The 22338-nt window shown below is 70.3% G+C and carries 22 protein-coding genes; 12 read left to right on the plus strand and 10 right to left on the minus strand.

The annotated features are described in order from the left end of the window. Positions 1–66 precede the first annotated feature (66 nt). Positions 67–1518, minus strand: a complete 1452-nt coding sequence (locus ABZE72_RS03565; RefSeq protein ID WP_372727639.1) for an aminopeptidase P family protein — start codon at positions 1516–1518, stop codon at positions 67–69. Between the two features lie 58 nt (positions 1519–1576). On the opposite strand from ABZE72_RS03565, the gene ABZE72_RS03570 reads away from it, so the two are divergent. The 5 genes from ABZE72_RS03570 (at position 1577) to ettA (ending at position 8485) form a co-directional block, all read left to right on the plus strand. After that, a complete protein-coding gene (locus ABZE72_RS03570; protein WP_372727640.1) occupies positions 1577–2698 on the plus strand; it encodes a PrsW family intramembrane metalloprotease in 1122 nt (373 codons plus the stop codon). Beyond that, positions 2695–4446, plus strand: coding sequence for a dynamin family protein (locus ABZE72_RS03575; RefSeq protein ID WP_372727641.1), 1752 nt, complete (start codon positions 2695–2697; stop codon positions 4444–4446). The genes ABZE72_RS03570 and ABZE72_RS03575 overlap by 4 nt, the downstream gene beginning before the upstream one ends. 73 nt (positions 4447–4519) lie before the next feature. Beyond that, entirely contained in the window at positions 4520–6184 is a 1665-nt protein-coding gene (locus tag ABZE72_RS03580; protein ID WP_372727642.1) for a GTPase, read from the plus strand. A 143-nt stretch (positions 6185–6327) separates the two neighbouring features. Beyond that, positions 6328–6729: a single-stranded DNA-binding protein gene (locus ABZE72_RS03585; protein ID WP_372727643.1), complete on the plus strand. Its 402-nt coding sequence runs from the start codon at positions 6328–6330 to the stop codon at positions 6727–6729. 73 nt (positions 6730–6802) lie between these two features. Then, positions 6803–8485 carry an energy-dependent translational throttle protein EttA gene (gene ettA / locus ABZE72_RS03590; RefSeq protein WP_372727644.1) on the plus strand — a complete coding sequence of 561 codons (1683 nt, stop codon included), beginning with the start codon at positions 6803–6805 and terminating at the stop codon, positions 8483–8485. 69 nt (positions 8486–8554) lie between these two features. Here ettA and ABZE72_RS03595 read toward each other — a convergent pair whose 3' ends face one another. Next, the gene (locus ABZE72_RS03595) at positions 8555–9067 is read right to left on the minus strand and encodes a MarR family winged helix-turn-helix transcriptional regulator (RefSeq protein ID WP_372727645.1); all 513 of its coding nucleotides are present in this window, start codon (positions 9065–9067) and stop codon (positions 8555–8557) included. Between the two features lie 36 nt (positions 9068–9103). Next, positions 9104–10321, minus strand: coding sequence for an acetyl-CoA C-acetyltransferase (locus tag ABZE72_RS03600; protein ID WP_372727646.1), 1218 nt, complete (start codon positions 10319–10321; stop codon positions 9104–9106). 129 nt (positions 10322–10450) lie between these two features. On the opposite strand from ABZE72_RS03600, the gene ABZE72_RS03605 reads away from it, so the two are divergent. Continuing rightward, a complete protein-coding gene (locus ABZE72_RS03605) occupies positions 10451–11320 on the plus strand; it encodes an acyl-CoA thioesterase (protein WP_372727647.1) in 870 nt (289 codons plus the stop codon). 1 nt (position 11321) lies between these two features. On the opposite strand, the gene ABZE72_RS03610 is transcribed toward ABZE72_RS03605, so the two are convergent. The 4 genes from ABZE72_RS03610 to ABZE72_RS03625 all read right to left on the minus strand — a co-directional run bounded on the left by ABZE72_RS03610 (position 11322) and on the right by ABZE72_RS03625 (position 13762). After that, positions 11322–11951 carry an RNA polymerase sigma factor gene (locus ABZE72_RS03610; protein ID WP_372727648.1) on the minus strand — a complete coding sequence of 210 codons (630 nt, stop codon included), beginning with the start codon at positions 11949–11951 and terminating at the stop codon, positions 11322–11324. A gap of 8 nt (positions 11952–11959) precedes the next feature. Continuing rightward, positions 11960–12655, minus strand: a complete 696-nt coding sequence (locus tag ABZE72_RS03615) for a hypothetical protein (protein WP_372727649.1) — start codon at positions 12653–12655, stop codon at positions 11960–11962. Positions 12656–12753: 98 nt separating this feature from the next. Then, positions 12754–13272, minus strand: coding sequence for a hypothetical protein (locus tag ABZE72_RS03620; protein WP_372727650.1), 519 nt, complete (start codon positions 13270–13272; stop codon positions 12754–12756). Positions 13273–13387: 115 nt separating this feature from the next. After that, positions 13388–13762, minus strand: coding sequence for a globin (locus tag ABZE72_RS03625; protein WP_372727651.1), 375 nt, complete (start codon positions 13760–13762; stop codon positions 13388–13390). 91 nt (positions 13763–13853) lie between these two features. Here ABZE72_RS03625 and ABZE72_RS03630 point away from each other — a divergent pair, with 91 nt between their 5' ends. Beyond that, positions 13854–14279, plus strand: a complete 426-nt coding sequence (locus ABZE72_RS03630) for an OsmC family protein (RefSeq protein ID WP_372727652.1) — start codon at positions 13854–13856, stop codon at positions 14277–14279. Between the two features lie 3 nt (positions 14280–14282). Here the strand turns inward: ABZE72_RS03630 and ABZE72_RS03635 are convergent, their stop codons facing one another. Beyond that, the gene (locus tag ABZE72_RS03635; protein WP_372727653.1) at positions 14283–15320 is read right to left on the minus strand and encodes a mechanosensitive ion channel family protein; all 1038 of its coding nucleotides are present in this window, start codon (positions 15318–15320) and stop codon (positions 14283–14285) included. A 113-nt stretch (positions 15321–15433) separates the two neighbouring features. Between ABZE72_RS03635 and ABZE72_RS03640 the strand changes: the two genes are divergently transcribed. After that, positions 15434–15787, plus strand: a complete 354-nt coding sequence (locus ABZE72_RS03640; RefSeq protein ID WP_372727654.1) for a hypothetical protein — start codon at positions 15434–15436, stop codon at positions 15785–15787. After that, positions 15774–16157: a DUF5130 family protein gene (locus ABZE72_RS03645; protein WP_372727655.1), complete on the plus strand. Its 384-nt coding sequence runs from the start codon at positions 15774–15776 to the stop codon at positions 16155–16157. Before ABZE72_RS03640 ends, ABZE72_RS03645 begins: the two co-directional genes overlap by 14 nt. Positions 16158–16293: 136 nt before the next feature. Here the strand turns inward: ABZE72_RS03645 and pepN are convergent, their stop codons facing one another. Next, entirely contained in the window at positions 16294–18852 is a 2559-nt protein-coding gene (gene pepN, locus ABZE72_RS03650) for an aminopeptidase N (RefSeq protein ID WP_372727656.1), read from the minus strand. A 62-nt stretch (positions 18853–18914) separates the two neighbouring features. Here pepN and chrA point away from each other — a divergent pair, with 62 nt between their 5' ends. Further along, a complete protein-coding gene (gene chrA / locus ABZE72_RS03655) occupies positions 18915–20267 on the plus strand; it encodes a chromate efflux transporter (protein WP_372727657.1) in 1353 nt (450 codons plus the stop codon). Between the two features lie 35 nt (positions 20268–20302). Then, complete coding sequence (locus ABZE72_RS03660) at positions 20303–20902, plus strand: disulfide bond formation protein DsbA (RefSeq protein ID WP_372727658.1); 600 nt, start codon at positions 20303–20305, stop codon at positions 20900–20902. 15 nt (positions 20903–20917) lie between these two features. Here ABZE72_RS03660 and ABZE72_RS03665 read toward each other — a convergent pair whose 3' ends face one another. Next, positions 20918–22177, minus strand: coding sequence for a DUF2254 domain-containing protein (locus ABZE72_RS03665; protein ID WP_372727659.1), 1260 nt, complete (start codon positions 22175–22177; stop codon positions 20918–20920). A 64-nt stretch (positions 22178–22241) separates the two neighbouring features. Between ABZE72_RS03665 and ABZE72_RS03670 the strand changes: the two genes are divergently transcribed. Then, positions 22242–22338: class I tRNA ligase family protein (locus ABZE72_RS03670; protein WP_372727661.1), on the plus strand; the 97-nt coding region annotated here is incomplete at its 3' end.

Here is a 22338-nt window from a genome sequence, read left to right on the forward strand (position 1 = left end):
CCTCAGGCTAGGACCGGATCCGGCCTGCGACCATGAGTCGTTCGGGTCACCCGGTGACCGAGCGGCTCAGCCGTGTCGGCTGGCCATCCAGGCCTCCACGTCGTCCGCCGTACGCGGCAGGGCCTCGGAGAGGTTCCGACTGCCGTCGGCGGTGACAAGGATGTCGTCCTCGATCCGGATGCCGATCCCGCGCAGTTCCTCGGGCACCAGCAGGTCGTCCTCCTGGAAGTACAGGCCCGGCTCCACGGTCAGCACCATGCCCTCGACCAGGTCGCCCTTGGGGTAGATGTCGGCCGAGGCGTTGCCGCAGTCGTGCACGTCCATCCCGAGCATGTGGCTGGTGCCGTGCAGGGTCCACCGGGCGTAGACCTTGCTCTCCGGGTCCAGCGCCTCCTCGGCGGAGACCGGCAGCAGGCCCATGCCCTCGAGGCCGTGCGCCAGCACCGTCATCGCGGCGTGGTGCGCAGCCAGGAACGGCGTGTTCGGCCGGACCGCGTCGATCCCGGCCTGCTGGGCGGTGAGCACGAGGTCGTAGAGCTCGCGCTGGAGGCCGGTGAACCGGCCGTTCACCGGCAGGGTGCGGCTGACGTCGGCGGTGTACAGGTTGTTGCCCTCCACGCCCATGTCCAGCAGGACCAGCTCGCCGGGGGTGATCGGGCCGGAGTTCTCGATCCAGTGCAGCGTCGTGGCGTGCTTGCCGCCGCCGACGATCGAGTCGTAGCCGATGTCGTTGCCCATCGCCCGGGCCCGGCGGAAGAAGGTGCCCTCGATCCAGCGCTCGCCGTACTTCAGCACGTCGTCCCACTCGCGCACGGAGTCCTCGAAGCCCAGCGTGGTGATGTCGCAGGCCTCCTGGAGCTCGGCGATCTCCCACGCGTCCTTGACCAGGCGCATCTCCGAGGCGACCCGGGCGAACTCCTCGTCGCGCGACTCGTCGGAGGAGACCAGCCGGTCGATCCCGGCGGCGACGCCCCGGTGCACGCGGGTCTTGCCGGCGCCGCCCAGGGCTGCCGGCAGGTCGTCGAGGTGGCGCACCTCGATGCCCAGGGAGTCGGAGATCTCCTGCTGCGAGGGGCGGCGCCCGGCCCACAGCTCGCCGTACTGGCGGTCCCGGAAGAACTCGTCGGTGTCACGGGCCGAGCGGGGCCGGGCATAGAGCACCGACTCGCCGTCCTCGATCACCAGGACGGCGTCGCTGGTCTGGTTGCCGGAGAAGTAGGTGTGCGCGGTGTCCGGGCGGAAGCGGTAGTCGGTGTCGTTGGAGCGCACCTTGTACGTGCCGGCGGGCAGCACCAGGCGCTCACCGGGGAAAGCCTCGGCGAGCTCGGCGCGCCGACGGGCAGCGTGCTCGGCGACCGGGTGGCGGGGCAGGTCGAGTTCACGCTCACCCCACCCGGTGCGCATGAAGGCCGAGTACGCCGCCGGCACGCTCGGGTCGTGCGACTCCGTGCGGGGCTGGCTCTCGGTCGGGGCATCAGGCTGGGAGGCGGAGGACGGGGCCTGGGTGTTCTCACTCACGCTCTTCACCCTACGCCGGTCCACGGCTCGAGCGGAGTCGAGCGATAGGCTGCCGCCCATGCCCGGACCGCGTCGTGACAGTGTCGCCTTCACGGTCGTCGTCACCCTGCTCGTCCTGGCTGGGGCGCTGCCCATCCTGATCGTGCTGGCGCTCGCCGGCGCCCCGTCCACCGTGCTCCTCGCCACGATCCTGGCCGCGCTCCCGGTCGGCCCGCTGGTCGGCTGCTACCTCTGGTTGGACCGTTACGAGCCCGAGCCGCGCCGCCTGCTCGCTGCCGGCCTGCTCTGGGGCGTGTTCGTGGCGACCGCTGCGGCGCTGCTGATCCAGGGGGTCGGCGGGTTCGTCGTCGGTTTCACCGAGAACGTCTCGCTCGCCGTTGTGGCGCCGATCGCGGAGGAGGGCAGCAAGGGGCTCTTCCTGCTCCTGCTGTTGTGGTGGCGACGCGCCGAGCTCGATGGTGTGCTGGACGGGATCGTCTACGCCGGCATGGTCGGCATCGGCTTCGCCTTCACCGAGAACATCCTCTACCTCGCCGCCGCGTACGACGGGCTGGACGGGCTGGGCCCCGGCGGCACCGTCGCGCTGACCAGCACTTTCGTGGTCCGGTGCCTGATCAGCCCGTTCGCGCACCCCTTCTTCACCGCCTTCATCGGCATCGGCGTGGGGATCGCCGTCGGCACGCGCCGCCCCGTCGTGCGCCTCGCGGCTCCGCTGACCGGGTACGTCATCGCCGTCGCCACGCACGCGACGTGGAACGCCTCCACCGTCTTCGGTCTGGAGAGCTTCGTCGCCGTCTACGGGCTGTTGATGGCTCCCGGTTTCCTCGCGGTGATCGCGTTCGCCGTCTGGACCCGCCGCTCCGAGCGCCGGATGCTCACCGCCGCGCTGGGGGACGCGGCGCAGCGCGGCCTGATTCCGGCCAGCGACATCGGCTGGGTCGTCGACCTGCGCGCGCGTCGGCTGGGTCGCCGCTATGCGCGCCAGCACGGCGGCAAGGCGGGCGAACGGGCCATGCGTGAGTACCAGCAGGCCGCCATCGAGCTCGGTTTCCTGCATCACCGCTTCCTGCGCGGGACACCCCCGCCCGACTTCGCCGCACGTGGGCAGGACTACGTTCTGCGGATCGGCGCGGTGCGCCCCTCGATCGCATTCCCCGGACAGGTGGTACCCACCCGATGACAGAGCTCCACGGCGATCCGCAGCCGCACAGCACCCAGATGCTGACCGCGCTGGTGATGTTGCGCGGTTCGCTGCAGGACACCCGGCTGCCGCTGGACGTGCCCGGGGTGGAGGAGCGGCGTACCGTTTTGCGCGAGGCCGTCGACCAGCTCGAGGACTACGTCATCCCGCGGATGATGACCGTCGAGGCGCCGATGCTGACCGTCGTCGGTGGGTCGACCGGAGCCGGCAAGTCGACGCTGGTGAACTCGCTCGTCGGACGACGGGTCACCGAGCCGGGCGTCCTGCGCCCGACCACCCGCTCCCCGGTGCTCGTGCACCACCCCGACGACGCGGAGTGGTTCGGCCAGGACCGCCTGCTGCCGGACCTGGAGCGGGTCACCCACTCCACCAACGACCCGCAGGCCCTGCAGTTGGTCGCCTCCGAGGCGATCCCTGCCGGGCTGGCGATCCTGGACGCCCCCGACATCGACTCGGTCGAGGAGCGCAACCGGGTCCTCGCGGCGCAGCTGCTCGCCGCCGCCGACCTCTGGCTCTTCGTCACCTCCGCGGCCCGGTACGCCGACCAGGTGCCGTGGGACTACCTGCGGCAGGCCGCCGAGCGATCCGCCGCCGTCGCCATCGTGCTGGACCGGACGCCCCCGGCCGCGGTCGAGACCGTCGCCACCCACCTGGCGCGAATGCTGGCCAGTCGCGGACTCAAGGACTCCCCGCTGTTCACGATCGAGGAGTCCGACGTCGACGCCGACGGTCTGCTGCCGGTGGAGGCCGTCCTCGACATCCGTGGCTGGCTCCAGTCGCTGGCCGACGACGTCGATGCCCGGGCCGTGGTCGTCAAGCAGACCCTCGACGGCGCCGTCCGCACCCTGACCCGTCGGGCCCACGGTGTCGCCGACGCAGCCACCGAGCAGGTCACGGCTCTCGCCCAGCTCCGCTCGGATGCCGACAGCGCGTACGCCGACGCGACCGCCGCGGTGGCCCAGGCCTCCGCTGACGGGACCCTGCTGCGCGGGGAGGTGCTCGCCCGCTGGCAGGAGTTCGTCGGCACCGGCGAGCTGCTCAAGTCGTTGGAGAACCGGGTCGGCTGGCTGCGCGACCGAATCGTCTCCTCGGTCAAGGGCAAGCCGCAGCAGGCCGAACGCGTCACCGTCGCGGTCGAGTCCGGCCTGGAGACGCTGATCCTGGAGCACGCCGAGGCGGCAGCCGAGCGGGCCGCAGCCTCCTGGCAGTCGCTCGAGTCGGGCCGGACGCTGCTCCAGGACGCCGGGGAGGACCTGGGGCGTGCCTCGCGCGACCTGCGCCGCCGCGCCGAGCGCTCGGTACGCGACTGGCAGCAGGACGTCCTCGAGATGGTGCGCACCGAGGGGGCCGACAAACGGGGCACGGCGAAGGTGATGGCCTACGGCGTGAACGGGCTCTCCGTCGCGCTGATGGTGGTTGTCTTCGCGCACACGGGTGGAGCTCTGGTCGGGGCCGAGGCCGGAATCGCCGGCGGCGGTGCCGTGCTGGGCCAGAAGCTGCTGGAGGCGGTCTTCGGGGACCAGGCCGTGCGCTCGCTCGCCGAGCGCGCGCGCCTCTCGTTGGAGGCTCGCGTCGCCGAACTGCTCGACACCGAGCGGGCGCGTTACACCGACCTGCTCGACTCGCTCGGCGTCGACCCGCACCAGCCCGAGCACCTGCGTGCCGCGGCCCGTCGTGTCGACGACCTGCGCTTCGCCGCCCAGCAGGCGGGGGAGTCCTCGTCGTGAGTGGCCCACCCCCTAGGGTGTGCCGCAGCACTGTCCGCCAGCGCCGCCTCGTGGCGGTGGGTCGAGGGAGAAGATGACGTCCTTGCTCCAGGGGGCCAAGAAGATGGTCACCCGTGGCTCCGACATCGGTGCGCGTCTCGACGGGCTCGATGCTGCGGTGACCGCTGCCCGCGGACGGGTCGACGCCGAGGTCGTCAGTGACGCCGAGGACGTGGTCGCCCGGGCATCGGGACGGCTGCGGCTCTCCGCCGAGCACACCGTGGTCGCCATCGCCGGCGCGACCGGTTCGGGCAAGTCCTCCACCTTCAACGCGCTGACCGGGCTCGAGCTCTCCGCCGTCGGCGTACGTCGCCCGACCACCTCGTGGGCCACCGCCTGCGTCTGGGGACGCGACGGTGCCGACGAGCTGCTCGAGTGGCTCGGGATCCCACCGCGTCACCAGACCACCCGCGACTCCATGCTCGACACGGGTCGTCAGGACCCGGCCGAGGCGGCGTTGCAGGGCGTGGTCCTGCTCGACCTGCCCGACCACGACTCCACCGAGGTCTCGCACCACCTCGAGGTGGACCGGTTGGTCGACCTCGCCGACCTGCTCGTGTGGGTGCTCGACCCGCAGAAGTACGCCGACGCCGCGATCCACGACCGCTACCTCGCTCCGCTGTCGACCCACCAGGACGTCATGCTCGTCGTCCTCAACCACATCGACACCGTGCCCGAGGAGCGTCGCGAGGGCATGCTCGCCGATGTCCGGCGCCTGCTGGTCGACGACGGCCTGGTCGACGTACCGGTCATCGCACTGAGCGCCCGGCTCGGCACCGGTCTCCCGGAGCTGCGCAACGAGATCGCCCGCCGGGTGGCTGCCAAGGAGATGACCAAGTCGCGCCTCGAGGCGGATCTGCGAGCGGCTGCCACGCGGCTCGCCGAGGCCTGTGGCGCCGGGAGTTCGCGCGGCATCTCGGCCGAGCGCGCCGCGGCCCTGGACGACGCGCTCGCGGACGCGGCCGGTGTGCCGACGGTCGTCGACGCGGTGGAGCGCTCGGCGCGGCTGCGTGCCGCTCGCGCCACCGGGTGGCCGGTCACCGCGTGGATCTCCCGCTTCAAGCCCGACCCGCTCAAGCGTCTGCACCTCGACCTGGGCGCCGCCGGCAAGAGCCTGACCGGTCGGGCCCGCACCTCGGCGCCGGAGGCGACCCCGGTCCAGCGGGCGCGCATCGACAGCGAGGTGCGCGCGCTCAGCGACGACGTCACCGAGGGGCTCGCCCAGCCGTGGGTGGAGTCGGTGCGCAGCGCCTCCGTCGCCCGCCTGCCCGACCTGGGCGATCGACTGGACGCGGCGCTGGGCAGCACCGACCTGGGCGTGAGCGGTGTGCCGCGGTGGGCGGGGGCCCTGCGCTACCTGCAGTGGATGCTGCTTCTCGTGGCCCTGACCGGCGCCGCCTGGCTCGGGGTGCTGGCCGGAGCGAGCTACCTGCAGCTGGGCACCCCGGGTGTGCCGGAGGCGAGCGGCTTCCCGATCCCGACCATGCTGCTGATCGGCGGTGTCGCCCTGGGGATCCTGCTGGCGTTGATGTCCCGGGTCCTGGTCAACGCGACGGCCCGCCGGCGGGCCAAGGTCGCCGACCGCCGCCTGCGCTCGGCGGTGCACGACGTCGCCCGCGAGCTCGTCATCGAGCCGATGGAGGCGGAGTTGGCCGCGCACGCCGCCGTGAAGGCCGGGTTGGCCAAGGCGCTGGGCTGACGTCCGCGACTCCTGCACAGCAGCTCCTCCGAACCGCCGCATCCCCAGCCGCGGGGAGGCTTCGGCCCGATCGTCGGTGGGAACGCCGAGTCTCGTCGTCGACCGCCCGGCATCCACGCCGGGCCGAGACGAGGGAGAGCACGATGAACGAGTCCATGATCACGCTGCAGGGCTGGCTCGGCAGCGACGTGGTGGTGCGTGAGGTCGGCGAGGCGACGGTGGCCAAGCTGCGCGTCGCCTGCACGCCGCGCCGCTACCAGAAGAAGAGCGACCAGTGGGTCGACGGCGACACCCAGTGGTTCACCGTCTCCGCCTGGCGGACGCTGGGTGAGCACTGTGCCGCGTCGCTGCGCCGGGGGGACCCCGTCGTGGTTCACGGCCGGCTGAACGCCCAGGTGTGGACGAACTCGGCGGGCATGGAGGTGACCTCGTTCGAGGTCGACGCCGTGTTTGTCGGCCATGACCTCAACCGGGGCACGAGCGAGTTCACCCGGGTGTCGCGGCCCGCGGAGGCGGTCGCCGCGACCGAGGAGGTGGCTGCCTGAGGCGCCGGGACGGGGGCCGGGCGGGCCACCCCGATCGGGTCCTCCGGTCGGGTTGGCCGTAGGCTCATCCACCATGTCGGAATATGTTTTCACCCTGCGCAACGTGCGCAAGGCCCACGGTGACAAGGTCGTCCTCGAGAACGTCACCCTCTCCTTCCTGCACGGGGCCAAGATCGGTGTCGTCGGCCCGAACGGCACCGGCAAGTCCTCGCTGCTGAAGATCATGGCGGGGCTCGACCACGCCAACAACGGTGACGCGATCCGTGACCCGGACGCCACGGTCGGCATGCTCCAGCAGGAGCCGCCGCTGAGCGAGGGCAAGACCGTCCTGGAGAACGTCGAGGAGGCGGTCGGCGAGATCAAGGGCAAGCTCGACCGGTTCAACGCGATCTCCGAGGAGCTGTCCAGCCCGGACGCCGACTACGACACCCTGCTCGCCGAGATGGGCGACCTGCAGACGGACCTCGATCACGCTAACGCGTGGGACCTCGACAGTCGCCTCGACCAGGCGATGGACGCGCTGCGCTGCCCGCCGCCGGACGTCCTGGTGGACAACCTCTCCGGAGGAGAGCGTCGCCGCGTGGCCCTGTGCAAGCTGCTCCTGCAGCAGCCCAGCCTGCTGCTGCTCGACGAGCCCACCAACCACCTCGACGCCGAGTCCGTCCAGTGGCTGGAAGGGCACCTCGCCTCCTACCCGGGCGCCGTCCTGGCGGTCACCCACGACCGGTACTTCCTGGACAACGTCGCCTCCTGGATCCTCGAGCTGGACCGAGGCCAGGCGCACCCCTACGAGGGCAACTACACGACGTACCTGGAGACCAAGAAGGAGCGCCTCAAGATCGAGGGCGCCAAGGACGCCAAGCGCGCCAAGGCTCTCGAGCGCGAGCTGGAGTGGGTCCGCTCGAACGCGAAGGCACGTCAGACCAAGAGCAAGTCGCGTCTGGCTCGCTACGAGGAGATGGCCGCCGAGGCGGACCGGATGCGCAAGATCGACACCTCCGAGATCAACATCCCGGCAGGCCCGCGCCTCGGGGACGTGGTCCTCGAGGCCCACGACCTCGCCAAGGGGTACGACGGTCGCACCCTGATGCACGACCTGTCCTTCTCCCTGCCCCGGGCCGGCATCGTCGGCGTGATCGGCCCGAACGGTGTCGGCAAGACCACGCTGTTCCGGATGATCACCGGGCAGGAGAAGCCGGACGAGGGCGAGCTGAAGGTCGGTCAGACCGTCAAGATCTCCTACGTCGACCAGAGCCGGGGCGGCATCGACCCGAACAAGAACGTCTGGGAGGTCGTCTCCGACGGGCTCGACTTCATCAAGGTCGCCAACTTCGAGATGAACTCGCGCGCCTACGTCGCGTCGTTCGGCTTCAAGGGCCCGGACCAGCAGAAGAAGGCCGGCGTCCTCTCCGGCGGTGAGCGCAACCGGCTCAATCTGGCGCTGACGCTCAAGATGGGCGGCAACATGCTGCTGCTCGACGAGCCCACCAACGACCTGGACGTGGAGACGCTCTCCTCCCTCGAGGACGCGCTGCTCGACTTCCCCGGCTGCGCCGTGGTCACCTCCCACGACCGGTGGTTCCTCGACCGCGTGGCCACCCACATCCTCGCCTGGGAGGGCGACGACGAGGACACGGCCAAGTGGTTCTGGTTCGAGGGCAACTACGCCGCCTACGAGGAGAACAAGATCGAGCGCCTCGGTGTCGAAGCGGCCCGACCGCACCGGGTCACGCACCGCCGCCTGACCCGCGACTGATCCTCCACCCCGTACGCACGAAGGCCCGCCCGGAGATCTCCGGGCGGGCCTTCGTCGTAGGACGGGTTGTCAGCGGGCGGGGGAGGGCACCGGAAGGCGCACCTCCATCTCGGGGTGTGCATCGACCAGGTGGTCGGAGACGGCGTTCATCACCCGGCCGACCGCCTCGAAGTCCTCCGGACTGACCAGGTTGACCAGGTGGTCGAGCACGCCGTCCACGTGGGTGGGGGCCACGCGTTCCAGGAGATCAATTCCCTTGTCGGTCATCGTGGCCAGGATGCCGCGGCCGTCCTCGGGCGAGCTGGCCCGGCTGACCAGCCCGGCCGCCTCCATCCGGGAAACGGTGTGGGTCACACGGCTGCGGCTGTGCGCCAGGGCGTCCGCGAGTTGGGCCATCCGCATCCGTCGGCCAGGACGTTCGGAGAGGCGTACCAGGATCTCGAACTCGGTCAGGGAGATGTCGTGTTCACGGCGCAGGTCGTCGTCGAGCCGGTCCATGAGGAGCGTCGTCCCCATCACCAGAGCGCGCCACGATCGCTGCTCGGAGGGTTCCAGCCAGCGGGCCGGCCTGTCGTCGGTCATGGACGGCAGCCTAACCCGGCCCGCGGCCGGAAGAGCTCAGCGCAGGCGCTCGAGAATCAGCGCCATGCCCTGGCCGCCACCGACGCACATGGTGATCAGGCCGGTGCTCTTGTCGTGCCAGTCGAGCGAGTTGAGCATCGTGTTCTGCAGGCGGGCGCCGGTCATGCCGAACGGGTGGCCCACCGCGATGGCGCCGCCGTTGACGTTGAGGCGGTCGATGTCGATGCCGAGGTCCTGGTAGGAGGGCACGACCTGGGCCGCGAATGCCTCGTTGATCTCGACGAGATCGATGTCGCCGATGCTCATGTTGGCGTTGGCCAGCGCACGCCGGGTGGCCTCCACCGGGCCGAGGCCCATGATCTCGGGGGAGAGACCACTGACGCCGGTGGAGACGATCCGGGCGAGCGGGGTCAGACCGAGCTCGGCGGCCTTGGTGTCGGACATGATCACCACGGCCGCGGCGCCGTCGTTGAGCGGACAGCAGTTCGCGGCGGTGACGACGCCGTCGGGGCGGAAGACCGGCTTGAGCTGCGAGGCGGCCTCGAGGGTGACGCCCGGCCGGGGACCGTCGTCGGTGCTGACGACCGTGCCGTCGGGGGTGGTGACCGGCGTGATCTCCCGGGCCCAGAAGCCGTCGTTGATCGCCTTCTCGGCGAGGTTCTGCGAGCGGACGCCGAACTCGTCGAGCTCCTCGCGCTTGAGGCCACGGATCTTGGCGACGTTCTCGGCCGTCTGGCCCATCGCGATGTAGGCGTCGGGGAGCAGGCCGTCCTCACGCGGGTCGTGCCAGCCGACGCCGCCCTCGGCGGTCTTCGCGGTGCGCGCCTTGGCGTCCTCGAAGAGCGGGTTCTGGGTGTTGGGCCAGTGGTCCGAGGTGCCGTGCGCGAAGCTCGAGACCATCTCGACCCCGGCGGAGATGAAGACATCGCCCTCGCCGGCCTTGATCGCGTGGAAGGCCATCCGGGTGCTCTGCACCGACGAGGCGCAGTAGCGGGTCACGGTGGCGCCGGGGACGTTGTCCATGCCATTGAGCACGTTGACGATGCGGCCCATGTTGTTGCCCGACATGCCGCCCGGCAGACCGCAGCCGAGGTAGAGGTCGTCGACCGTGTTCCGGTCGAGCTCGGGGATCTTGTCCAGCGCGGTCTTGACGATGAACGCGCTGAGATCATCGGGGCGGAAGTCCTTCAGCGACCCCTTGTTCGCTCGACCGATGGGGGTGCGAGCTACGGAAACGATGACTGCCTCGGGCATGGAAACTCCGATCTAGGGGTGGCTTGCTGCGCTGGTCACCCTAGCCGCGCGACGAACCGGCGTGGGCGAGGCGTTCGTCACGCGGTCCTAGACGCCCGACTCTCGTCGGCTCTCTGACAGCATCGAGGGGTGCGACACGTCTACGAGTGCCCGATGCGGTGGGCCGACATGGATCTCCTCGGGCACGTGAACAACGTGGTCTACGTCGACTACCTCCAGGAGGCCCGGGTCGACATGCTGCGCACCCACGGCCCCGCCGCGCAGACCGGCGAGCTGGCCGAGGGCGTGGTCGTCGTACGCCACGAGGTGACCTATGCGGCGCCGCTCACCTTCGACTTCCGCCCGGTGCGGATCGAGAGCTGGGTGACCGAGATCCGGGCCGCCTCGTTCACGATGGCCTACGAGATCTTCCACGAGGACCCGGACGTCGAGGGCGGGCGTCGGGTCTACCTGCGCGCGACCACGCTGCTGACGCCGTACGTCTTCGCCACCGAGCGGCCGCGTCGGCTCACGCCGGTGGAGAAGGAGACGCTCACGATGTTCCTCGAGCCCGGTGACAGCGGCCCGCGCCCGCCTGCCGCCCCGGTGCGCCGCGACGAGGTCGGGCACTACCCGGTCCAGGTGCGGTTCTCGGACGTGGACGTCTACCGCCACGTCAACAACGTGAAGTACTTCGAGTACTTCCAGGAGGCGCGGATCGTGCTCACCGCGCGGATCTGGAAGGACCTGCCGCCGGGCACGCCTCGGATGGCCATGGTGGTCGCCCAGACCGACGTGGACTACCGGGTGCCGATCCTCTTCCGTCCCGAGCCCTACGACCTGTGGTCCTGGGTCTCGCACGTGGGCAACCGGTCGGCGACCATCGAGTCGGCGATCTACGACGGCGAGACCGAGCTCTCCCGGGCCAGCGTCACGATCGTCTTCTTCGATCTCGCCACCCAGCGATCCGCCGAGCCGCCCGAGGTGTACCGCGAACGGCTCCGCGAACTGCTGCCCTGATTCAGCCGGGGACCTCGTACGCAGCCTCGTCCCGCTTCCCGCACTCGAGCGCGGCTCGCCCGGGCCCCGGTTGTCCGGGTGAACCGGGTTCGGGTGATCCCTGCACGATCATCGTTCGGCGCAGACGGCGCAACCCGCGGTGACGCGCGACCCGGGTGGCCACCGGCGTGATGCCCAACGCCCGGGCAGTGCCCTCGACGTCCAGGCCGACCACCTCGAGGCAGGCGATGACGTCCCGTTCCCGGGGCGGCAGCTGGGCGAGGGCCTGCATCACCCAGTGGTGTCCGACGACCACTGACTCGTGCCCTTCCGACCCGACCCGAGCGGGCGGCTCCGCCGTGGGTGAGGTGGCCCGCCGGAGCGTCCGTCTCCGGGTGTTGGCGGACAGTTTCCGGGCAATGCCGAAGAGCCAGCCTGCGAACTCGTCGGCGGAGCCGGTGAAGTCGCCCACTTTCTGCGCGGCGGTGAGCCAGGTGTCGGCGGCGAGGTCCTCGGCATGGACCGAGCAGTCTCCGGTCGGCCGGGTGCTCAGCCAGACAACGAGACGCCCGGCGTGAAGCCGGTACAGCTCTCCCCACGCGTCCGGGTCGCCGCCCTTGGCGCGGTGGACCACGTCATCGTCGAGGTGCATCCGGGCGCTCAGTCGTCGTCCGGCAGGTCGGAGTCGTCCAGCTCGTCGAGCTCGTCGAGGTCCTTGTCGTCGTCCTCGTCCTCCTCGTCCTCCTCGTCGTCGGATCCTGGGCTCCGCGGCCCGGAGCCGCCTTCTCCGGATCCGTCCTTGCCTGAACCGTCCTTGCCGGTTCCGTTCTTGCTCGAGCCGCTGTCACTCGCCCCGTAGCCGCCCGACCCAGAGCCGGTGCCGTGGGACCCCGAGCCGTTCTGCCCGCCACCGGCGAGATCGGCGGGTCCGTCGTCCGATCCGCTCGGGCCGTCGGTGTCCTGGGTGCCGGCTGGGTCGCGGGTGCCGGATCCATCGATCTCCGTGGCGGGGGAGTCGAGCCGGTCCGCTCCACCGGTGCCTTCGCGCTGGATCGGGTCCCGCGCGATGGTCTCGTCGGGATCGGCCGGCTGGGTGATCGGCGCCGGCTCCGGGGTGGGGGATTCGGAGCCACCGATCGTGCCGGCAGCCCAGCTGCCGACACCGGCAATCAGCACCACGCTTGCTGCGGCCAAGGAGATGGCCCAGGGGCGCCTGCGCTGCGCGTTCGTCGTGGCGACGGCGGTTGCGCTCGACTGCCGGGCTAGCGCGGCCAGGTGGGCCAGCAGGACGGGATCCGGCTCGCGGACGGGTGCGTCGACCCGGAGGTCCAGCGTGTCCCGGTGAGGTCCGGCCATGATGAGTCCTTCTGTGACGTGGGCGTCCCGGCGATGACCCCGGGGTTGTCGAGCGAGGTCACCGCCGGAGCCGTCTCTGCGAGGGCAGGCGGTCTAGGTCAGTCGTCGTCCCTGTCGGAGTCGTCCTCATCCTCGTCGTCATCGTCGTCGGCGTCCTCAGATTCGTCCGAGTCGTCCTCCCGGCTGTCGCGGTCGTCGTCGCGGTCGTCCTCCCGGCTGTCGCGGTCGTCGTCGCGGTCGTCTTCCCGGCTGTCGCGGTCGTCGTCGCGGTCGTCTTCCCGGCTGTCGCGGTCGTCGTCATGGTCGTCGTCGTCGGAGGCATCGTCGTCGACGTCGGTGTCGGAGTCGTCCCCCTCGGGGCTCTCCTCCAGATCCTCGTCGGGGTCGACCTCGGTCGGCTCGTCGGAGTCGTCGTCGTGGCTGCTGTTCACGACCTGAGCGCCTGCCTCGGCTGCGCGCTGCAGACCAGTGGGGCCCCGGTCGAGCTCCGCGGAGGTTCCCGCTGCGGCGCCCGAACCGGCTGCCTGGGTGCCGGCTGCATGAACGGCTCCCACCGATGTCACGGCGGCAAGTGCGACGCTGGCGGTGATGATCTTGACTGTGGACGGTCTGCGCATCAAGTGCTCCGGGGGAGGAGTCGGGGGTCGGCGGGCGCCGATTCACTCACTACCTGTCGCCACCAGCACAGGGCGTTACGTCGATCCAGCACTATTTTCTGGTCCGCGACGAGGATCAGTCGAGCTTGTTCACCATGAACTGCGCGGCGTGGGTGACGTAGTCCCAGAACTGCGCATCCTGCTCAGGCGTCAGGTCGACGGCGTCGAGACCGGCCCGGAAGTGCACCAGCCAGCGGTCCTTGGCCTCGGGAGTGACGGCGAAGGGGGCGTGCCGCATCCGAAGCCGGGGGTGGCCGCGGGTCTCGGAGTACGTCGTCGGGCCGCCCCAGTACTGCACCAGGAAGAGCAGGAAGCGCTCCTCGGCGGGGCCGAGGTCCTCCTCCGGGTAGAGCGGGCGCAGGACCTCGTCACCCGCGACGCCCTCGTAGAACGTCGCGACGATCGTCTTCATCGTCTCGAAGCCGCCGATGTCGTCGTAGTACGTGGTCACCGGACCATTGTGCCGAGACCCCGCGGCCGCCCGGACACCGGCGTGTCAGACTCGGCCCGAGAGACCCGAACCCACAAGGAGTGATCTGCAGATGGCAACGACCCGCAAGGCGACCACGCACTGGGAAGGCAGCCTGTTCGAGGGCGCCGGCCAGGTGACGATGGACTCGTCCGGCCTCGGCACCTTCGACGTTTCCTGGCCCTCGCGCGCCGAGGAGGCGAACGGGAAGACCAGCCCCGAGGAGCTGATTGCGGCTGCTCACTCCGCCTGCTTCTCGATGGCGCTCTCCAACGGTCTCGCCAAGGCCGGCACCGCCGCGACCTCGCTGGACACCAGCGCCGACGTCGAGTTCACCCCCGGCACCGGCATCACCGGCATCAAGCTCACCGTGCGCGGTGTCGTCGACGGCATCAGCGAGGACGACTTCGTCGCCGCCGCCGAGGCCGCCAAGGAGGGCTGCCCGGTCAGCCAGGCGCTCACCGGTACCACGATCACGCTGGACGCAGCACTCGCCTGACGCTCAGCTCTCGGAGACGCCCTCGGCCACCTGGTCGGGGGCGTCTTCGGCCTTCGTGGCCTCGCTGCGCTGCCACACGACGCGCTGGGGGAACGGGATCTCGATCCCCTCGTAGTCGAAGCGCGCCTTGATCCGCTCGCGCATCTCCCGGGCGATCGCCCACTGCTCGAGCGGCGCGGTCTTCAGGGTGACCCGGACGGTCACCCCGTCGGCGGCCAGGTCCTGCACACCCCAGACCTCGGGCTCCTCGATGATCTGACCGCGGAAGTCGTCGTCGAGCCACAGGTCGTGCGCGACCTCCTTGAGCACCCGGCGTACCCGGGCGAGGTCCTCCTGGTAGCCGACGCTCACGTCGAGCACGGTGCGCGCCCAGTTCTGGCTCATGTTGCCGACGCGGAGGATCTCGCCGTTGCGGGCGTACCAGACCGTGCCGTTGACGTCGCGCAGGCGGGTGACGCGGAGGCTGACCGCCTCGACCGTGCCGGTGGCCTCACCGAGGTCGACCACGTCGCCCACGCCGTACTGGTCCTCGAAGATCATGAAGATGCCGGACAGGAAGTCCTTGACCAGCGTCTGGGCGCCGAAGCCGATCGCGACGCCGATGATGCCGGCGCTGGCGATGATCGGGGCGATGTCGACCTCGATCTCGCTGAGCATCATCGTCCCGATGATGGCGGCGACGACGCCGGTGACGATGCTCTTGAGCAGGCCGCCCATCGTCTTGGCGCGCTGGGCGCGGCGGGTGCTCGTCACCACCTGCTGAGCCGCCTCGTGCTGGATGCCGCGGGGGTTGCCGAGCGACATCCGGCTCACCCGGTCGGGGAGCACGCCCTCCTCGGCGCGCGTGACAAGGCGGTCGACGAGCCGGTGCAGGACCCAACGGATCACCAGGCCGAGGACGAGCAGCCCGAGCAGGGCGATCGGCTTGCCGATGATCACGTCGGCGATCTGGGCGACGGTGGCGTTCTCGGTCTGGTCGAAGACCCAGGTGCAGACCTGGTCCTCGGTCTCGCACGGGTTGGACGGCGCGGGGGCAGACATGCGGCCCAGTATGACCAGATCGAGCGCCCGATTCCGACCTCAGGGCGCCCGATGTGACCCAAGCGACCCCGTGCCGGTCGGGTGTCGGGTGCGGAGCCGATATCCTGTCCTGCGTGACTGCCATGCTCGTGACCCTCGCTCGCCGTACGACCGCCGTCCTCGTCGCCTCGGCGACGCTGGTGGTGCTCGCCGGACCGGCCCACGCGGACGTCCCGGAGGGGTGGAGCAACCCCGAACCGGTCTCCCCGCTCTACGCCCTGCTGCTCCTGGGCGGTGTGCCGATCCTGCTCTTCGCCCTGGTCTGGGCGGCCGTGTACGTGCCCCCGCTGGTGCGTGGCGAGCGTGTCTCGGCCGGGGGTGGCGCCGGGGAGGACCAGTGGTTCGGTGGGCCCCGCAAGGGCACCTCCGAGCTGGCCGGACCTGACAACGACGAGTCGAAGGCCGGTGGCGCAAGTGCGCGCTGGTGATTCCTTCACCGCCGCGGAGCGCACCGCGCTGGACGAGGCGATCCGCAAGGCCGAGCAGCTGTGCCGGGCGGAGATCTCGGTCTTCGTCGGCCGTGCCGAGGGGGAGCCGCGGGCGTTCGCGACCCAGCTGCACAACTCACTGGTGGCGCCGTCGCGCAGCATCTTGATCATGGTCGACCCGAGCGCTCGCGCCCTCGAGGTGGTCACCGGCGGCGGGGTACGGCGTCACCTCACCGACGCCGAGGTCGAGCTGGCGACGCTGGAGATGCAGTCGCACTTCGCGGAGGGCGACCTGTGCGGCGGGCTGCGCCGCGGCATCGCGATGCTGGCCGACCACGCGCGCCCCGCGAACACGCTGCACGCCGGCTGAGGCTGCGCCCGCGAGCACCGCGTCGTACGACCGGCCGCCCCGCCCCCAACCTCTGACTTCACCCAGAAAACCCGCACTTCACCCAGATAGTTATCCGGGTGCAGTGCGGGTTTCACTGGTTAACCAGTGAATCTGCTCAGCTGGCCGCATCTTTCGCCTGGGCGGCCAGCGCCCGGGCCACGTCCGCCCGACCCTCACGCACGTACCGCTTCGCGGCGGGGTTGGCGGGGGAGGACTCCAACCAGGCGTCGACCCGGTCCAGGAGCTCCTGGCTGGCGAGCTGCTTGGGGAACATGAACTCCAGCGCCGTCGACGCACGCTGGGTGCCCTTCTCCTCCCACATGGTGTCGGCCGTCGTCAGGTACTTCTCCACGTACGGCGCGAGCACCTCGTCCTGGCCGTAGACCTGGAACGCCATCACCACGCTGCGCTGGGTCTCGTTGGCCACGTCGTCGCGCACGGTCGCGATCTCCCATGCCTCCGCCTTCGCCTCCGCGGTCGGGCGAGCCGCCCGGGCCGCCGCCGCGTGCTCCTGGCCGGAGTTGGTGTTGTCGCGGGACAGCTCCTCGGCGATCCGGTCGCCGTCGGCGCGGCCGTTCTTCGCCAGCCCGGTCAGCAGCGTCCAGCGCAGGTCGGTGTCGATCTCGAGGCCCTCGAAGACCAGCGAGCCGTCGAGCAGGGCCTCGAGGTCGTCCAGGACAGCGTCCGAGTGCGCGGCCGAGGCAAGGGCCCGGACGAACGACAGCTGGTGGTCGCTGCCCGGCGCCGCCTGCTCGAGCAGGCGGCGCAGGCCCTGCTCCCACGTGGCTCGTACGGCGTCACGGTTCTGCGGTGCGCTGTAGGAGTTCGCGGCCTGAGCGGCGTACGACGGGATCCGGCTGACGCCGAACGCGTCGGTCTCGTGCCCGATCGCGCTGAGCACCAGGGTGACGAAGTCCGTCGCGCTCATCTCGGCGTCGCGGGTCATGTCCCACGCGGCGCCCCAGCACAGGGCGCGGGCCAGCGAGTCATCGAGCGTGCCGAGACCGCCGACGACGGTGGCCAGGGAACGCTCGTCGAGGCGGATCTTGGCGTAGGTCAGGTCGCCCTCGTTGAGCAGCAACAGGTCGGGCTGACGCTCCCCGACCAGCTCGGCGAGCTCGGTCAGCTCGCCGACGACGTCGGTCTCGACGGTCGAGCGACGCACCAGCCGGCTCTCGCCCGCCGCGTTGGGGACCGCGTCGTACAGGCCGACCCGGATGCGGTGCCGACGCAGGGTGGGGAACTCGTCGTTCGCCGTCTGGCGGATCGCGAACGACGCGTAGTTGCCGTCGTCGTCGAGGGTGAACTCGGGCGCCAGCGTGTTGACCCCCGAGGTCTGCAGCCACTCCTGGGCCCACGACTGGAGCTCACGGCCCGAGGCCTTCTCCAGGGCGGAGAGCAGGTCGGTGAACTCGGAGTTCGAGAACTCGAACTCCTTGAAGTAGGCCTGGATCCCGGTCATGAAGTGCTCGAGCCCGACCCACGCCACCAGCTGCTTGAGCACCGAGGCGCCCTTGGCGTAGGTGATGCCGTCGAAGTTGACCTCGACCGCGCGGAGGTCGACGTTGTCGGCTGCCACGGGGTGCGTGGAGGGCAGCTGGTCCTGGCGGTAGGCCCAGTTCTTGCGGGCGTTGGTGAAGCCGGTCCAGGACTCGTCGAACTCGGTGACCTCGACGGCGGCGTGGTAGCAGGCCCACTCGGCGAAGGACTCGTTGAGCCAGAGGTCGTCCCACCACTTCATCGTGACCAGGTCGCCGAACCACATGTGCGCCATCTCGTGCAGGATCACCGACGCGCGGAACTCGTAGAACGCGCGATCCTGGCGGCTGCGGGGCAGGTACTCGTCGCGCAGCGTCACGCAGCCGGCGTTCTCCATCGCGCCCATGTTGTACTCCGGCACGTAGAGCTGGTCGTACTTGCCGAAGGGGTAGCCGTAGTCGAAGGCCTCCTCGAAGAACGCGAAGCCCTGTTCGGTCAGCTTGACCAGCTCGTCGACGTCGAGGTGCTCGACGAGCGACTGGCGGCAGTAGTGGCCGAGCGGGATCTCGCCGAACTTCCCGACGTAGGTGTGCTGCACTTCGTGGTACTCGCCGGCGACGATCGCGGTGATGTAGGTCGACATCGGCTTGGTGGGCTCGAAGTTCCACACCGCCGTGCCGTCGCCGAGCTCACGCGGCTCGGGGCTGGGGGAGTTCGAGACGACCTTCCAGTGCGCGGGAGCGGTCACGTTGAACGTGAACGGCGCCTTCAGGTCGGGCTGCTCGAAGGTCGTGTAGACCCGGCGGGCATCGGGGACCTCGAACTGGGAGTAGAGGTAGACGCGCTCGTCGACGGGGTCGACGAAGCGGTGCAGGCCCTCACCCGTGCGGCTGTAGCGGCAGTCCGCGCGCACGACGAGCTCGTTCTCCGCCGCCAGGCCGCTGAGCGCGATCCGGCTGTCGGCGTACGCCGAGACGTCGACCGGTGCACCGTTCAGGGTGATCTCGTGGACGGTGGCGTCGACGAGGTCGGCGAAGGTCTCCGCCCCGGGCTCGGAGCAGGAGAACCTGATCGTGGTCGTGGAGGCGAAGGTCGTGTCACCGGTCGTCAGGTCCAGGTCGATGGAGTACGAGTCGATGTCGAGGAGGGCGGCGCGGGCGGCGGCCTCATCCCGAGTGAGGTTGGTTCCAGGCATGTCCGCATCATGTCACTCGCGTCACACGCCGCGGCAACCGTGTATTCCCCCATGATGGGCTCGTGCTCGAGACCCCCCGTGACGTCGTGCCGCTGCGCGAGTCGACCAAGGCCTGGTTCCTGATCTCGCTGCAGACGTTCGGCGGGCCGGCCGGACAGATCGCCGTCATGCAGCGCACGCTCGTCGACGAGCGCCGTTGGATCGGGGAGCGACGGTTCATGCATGCGCTGAGCTACTGCATGCTGCTGCCCGGCCCCGAGGCCCAGCAGTTGGCCGTCTACACGGGCTGGCTGCTCAACGGGTGGCTGGGCGGCCTGATCGCCGGCGTGCTCTTCGTCCTGCCTGGCCTCGTCACGATCCTCGCCCTGTCGGTCCTGTACGTCGCCCAGGGCGACACCGCCGTCGTCAGTGGCCTCTTCCTGGGCCTGGCCCCGGCGGTGGTCGCGGTGGTGGTCCAGGCCGTGGTCCGCCTCAGCAGTCGGACCCTGCACCACCCGGCACTCGTCGCGCTCGCCGCCACCGCCTTCGTGCTGCTGGCGGTGCTGGGGCTGCCGTTCCCGTTGGTCGTCCTGGGTGCCGGCGCGGCAGGCTGGTGGATCGGTTCTCGCTGGCCGGACGTGATGAGCCGCCCGGTGAGTCCGGCGGCGGGAGACGCAGTCGCGCCCCTGGTCCCGGACGATGCGCTGCACCGGGCCCGTCCGTCCGCCCGCCGTTCCGGACGGATCCTCGTCCTCGGGGCGGCGTTGTGGGTGGCGCCCGTGCTGGCTGCCTGGGTCCTGGCCTCCGGCGCCCGCACGGTCTTCACCGATCAGGGCATCTTCTTCGGGGGCATGGCCCTGGTGACCTTCGGCGGCGCGTACGCGGTGCTGTCGTACGTCGCCCAGGCGGCGGTCGGCACCTTCGGGTGGCTCTCGGCCGGCGAGATGGTGCGCGGGTTGGGGCTGGCCGAGTCGACGCCGGGGCCGCTGATCATGGTGGTGCAGTTCGTCGCGTTCCTCGGTGCCTACCGCAACCCGGGAGACCTCGACCCCTGGCTGGCCGGGGTCCTCGGTTCGCTGCTCACCGTGTGGGTGACGTTCGTGCCGTGCTTCGTGTTCATCTTCCTGGGCGCCCCCTATGTGGAGCGGCTGCGCGACAGCGCCCGGCTGGCATCGGCGCTGACCGGGGTGATGGCGGCGGTGGTGGGGGTGATCGCGAACCTCGCGGTCTACTTCGCCGTCCACACGCTCTTCGCGCGGACCCGGTCGATCACCTCGGGCCCGCTGGACCTGGTGCTGCCGGTCTGGTCGTCGTACCAGTGGTCGGTGATCGCGGTGCTGGGCCTGGCGCTGGTCCTGGTCTTCCGGTTGAAGTGGTCGGTGCTGCGGACCCTGGGTGTCTGCGCCCTGGCCGGGCTGGGGCTTTCGCTGCTCTGAGGAATGCCCCCACCCCAGGATTTGTTGAAAGTTTCATGACCAACGCTGACTTCTGGTTCGACCCCAAGTGCCCGTTCGCCTGGATCACCTCCCGCTGGATCCTCGAGGTGGAGGACGTGCGCGACATCCAGGTCACCTGGCACGTGATGAGCCTGGGGTACCTCAACCAGGATCGGGACATCCCGCAGGCCTACCGCGACATGCTCGCCGACGCCTGGGGGCCCGTGCGCGTCTGCATCGCCGCCGAGCAGCAGCACGGCAAAGAGTTCCTGCTCCCGCTCTACACCGCGATGGGCACCCGGATCCACGTCGAGGGCCTGGCCGTGGACCGCACGATGATCGAGAAGTCGCTGGCCGATGCCGGCCTTCCGGTCGAACTCGCCGACGCGATGGACGACCCGTCGTACGACGAGTCCGTCAAGGTCTCCCACCACCTCGGCATGGACCAGGTCGGCGACGACGTCGGTACGCCCACGATCGCGATCGAGGGCACCGCTTTCTTCGGCCCGGTGATGACCTCGATCCCGCGAGGCGAGGAGGCCGGCAAGATCTGGGACGGCGCCGTCGCGATGGCGAACTACCCGTACTTCTTCGAGCTCAAGCGGGCCCGCACCGCCGAGCTCGACTTCAGCTGACCTGAGACCCGACGGCTACGCCCTCACCTGCCGGACGTGCGCGGCCTTGGCAGCGACCGTCGGCCGGTGCCTCGGTGTCGCGGCGGTCTCCAGGTCGAGCAGCATCTCGTCGAGGCGCCGGGGGATCTGCAGCGAGTCCGCACCGTAGTGCGCGATCTCGTCCACGGCCAGGTCGAGGAACTGGGCGAACGTCCAGTCCCGGGTGACCAGCCGCACGGCACCGGTGTCGTCGTGCCGGACCGGGTAGGGGTCGCGGGCGACCACCATCCGCCGCAGGATGTCGTGCAGCTCGTGGATCACCTGGACGGCGGTCGTCGGGTCGTTGATGCCCGGCGAGAGCGCTCGCTCGGCGATGTCGACCAGGCGTCGTACGCCGAAGGAGATGTCCTGCTGCATGCTCCGGTCGTGCGCGTAGCCCAGGCCGGCGTGCACCCGGGCGTCCCAGTCGACGTCACCCGAGCCGCCACCGTGGACGAGGGCGACGGGCGCCCCCTCGACGACGAACGAGCCCAACGGGTACAGCAGCTCGATCCGGCTCTCGTGCTCGGTGGCGGCACTGCACAGGACGGACTGGTCGATGGTGTCCAGATAGCCCGACGTCGACGCGAGCACCGTGTGCTGCCCACCCAGGTGGGGCAGGTCCGGAATCGTCTCGGGGTGGTGCCTGGCCTCCTCCTGCCCGCGATGCAGCAGCCGCCGCGTCTCGTCGGCCGCCTGCCGGATCACGTTGGTCACCGAGATCGACTGGGTGATGTGGTGGATGAACGCGAGGAACATCCCGACCGCGCCCAGCACCAGCAGGTACGCGACCGTCACACCCACCTGCGGCACCGAGCTGCTCTCGGTGTCGATCACCGAGCGCAGCACCGTGAGCGAGTACAGGAAGGAGGCGGCGAAGACCCCCAGGGTGTGCTGGGTGATCCGGCTCTCCAAAAAAGTGCGCAGCACCCGCGGGGAGAACTGGCTGCTGGCCAGCTGCAGCACCACGATCGTGATCGAGAAGACCAGGCCGGTCACCGAGATCATCGCTCCCGCGATGCTCGAGAGCACCGTGCGTGCTCCCGACGCGCCGCCCTGGAAGAGGAACGGCAGGGCGCCGGGGGAGTCCCGCTCGATCTGCGGGATCGCCAACCCCATCGCGACCGCCCCGAGGCACCAGAGCGTCGGCACCACCCAGAACGGCGCCAGAGCTCGGTACAGCAGCCGGCGTACCCGGTCGATCTCCTCGCGGCGTCCGGGGACGGGGGCGGGAGTGGGCGAGGGACGCTGGGTCATGGGTTCCTTTCTACCCCGTGACCTGCCCGAGGATGCCCGACTCCGCTCCGCCTAGGATTCGCGCATGAGTACCGTGCTGTCCGCCGTCGCCTGGCCCTACGCCAACGGCCCCCGCCACATCGGTCACGTGGCCGGCTTCGGGGTGCCCTCCGACGTCTTCA

The organism is Nocardioides sp. (assembly GCF_041600255.1).
Lineage (GTDB): Bacteria > Actinomycetota > Actinomycetes > Propionibacteriales > Nocardioidaceae > Nocardioides.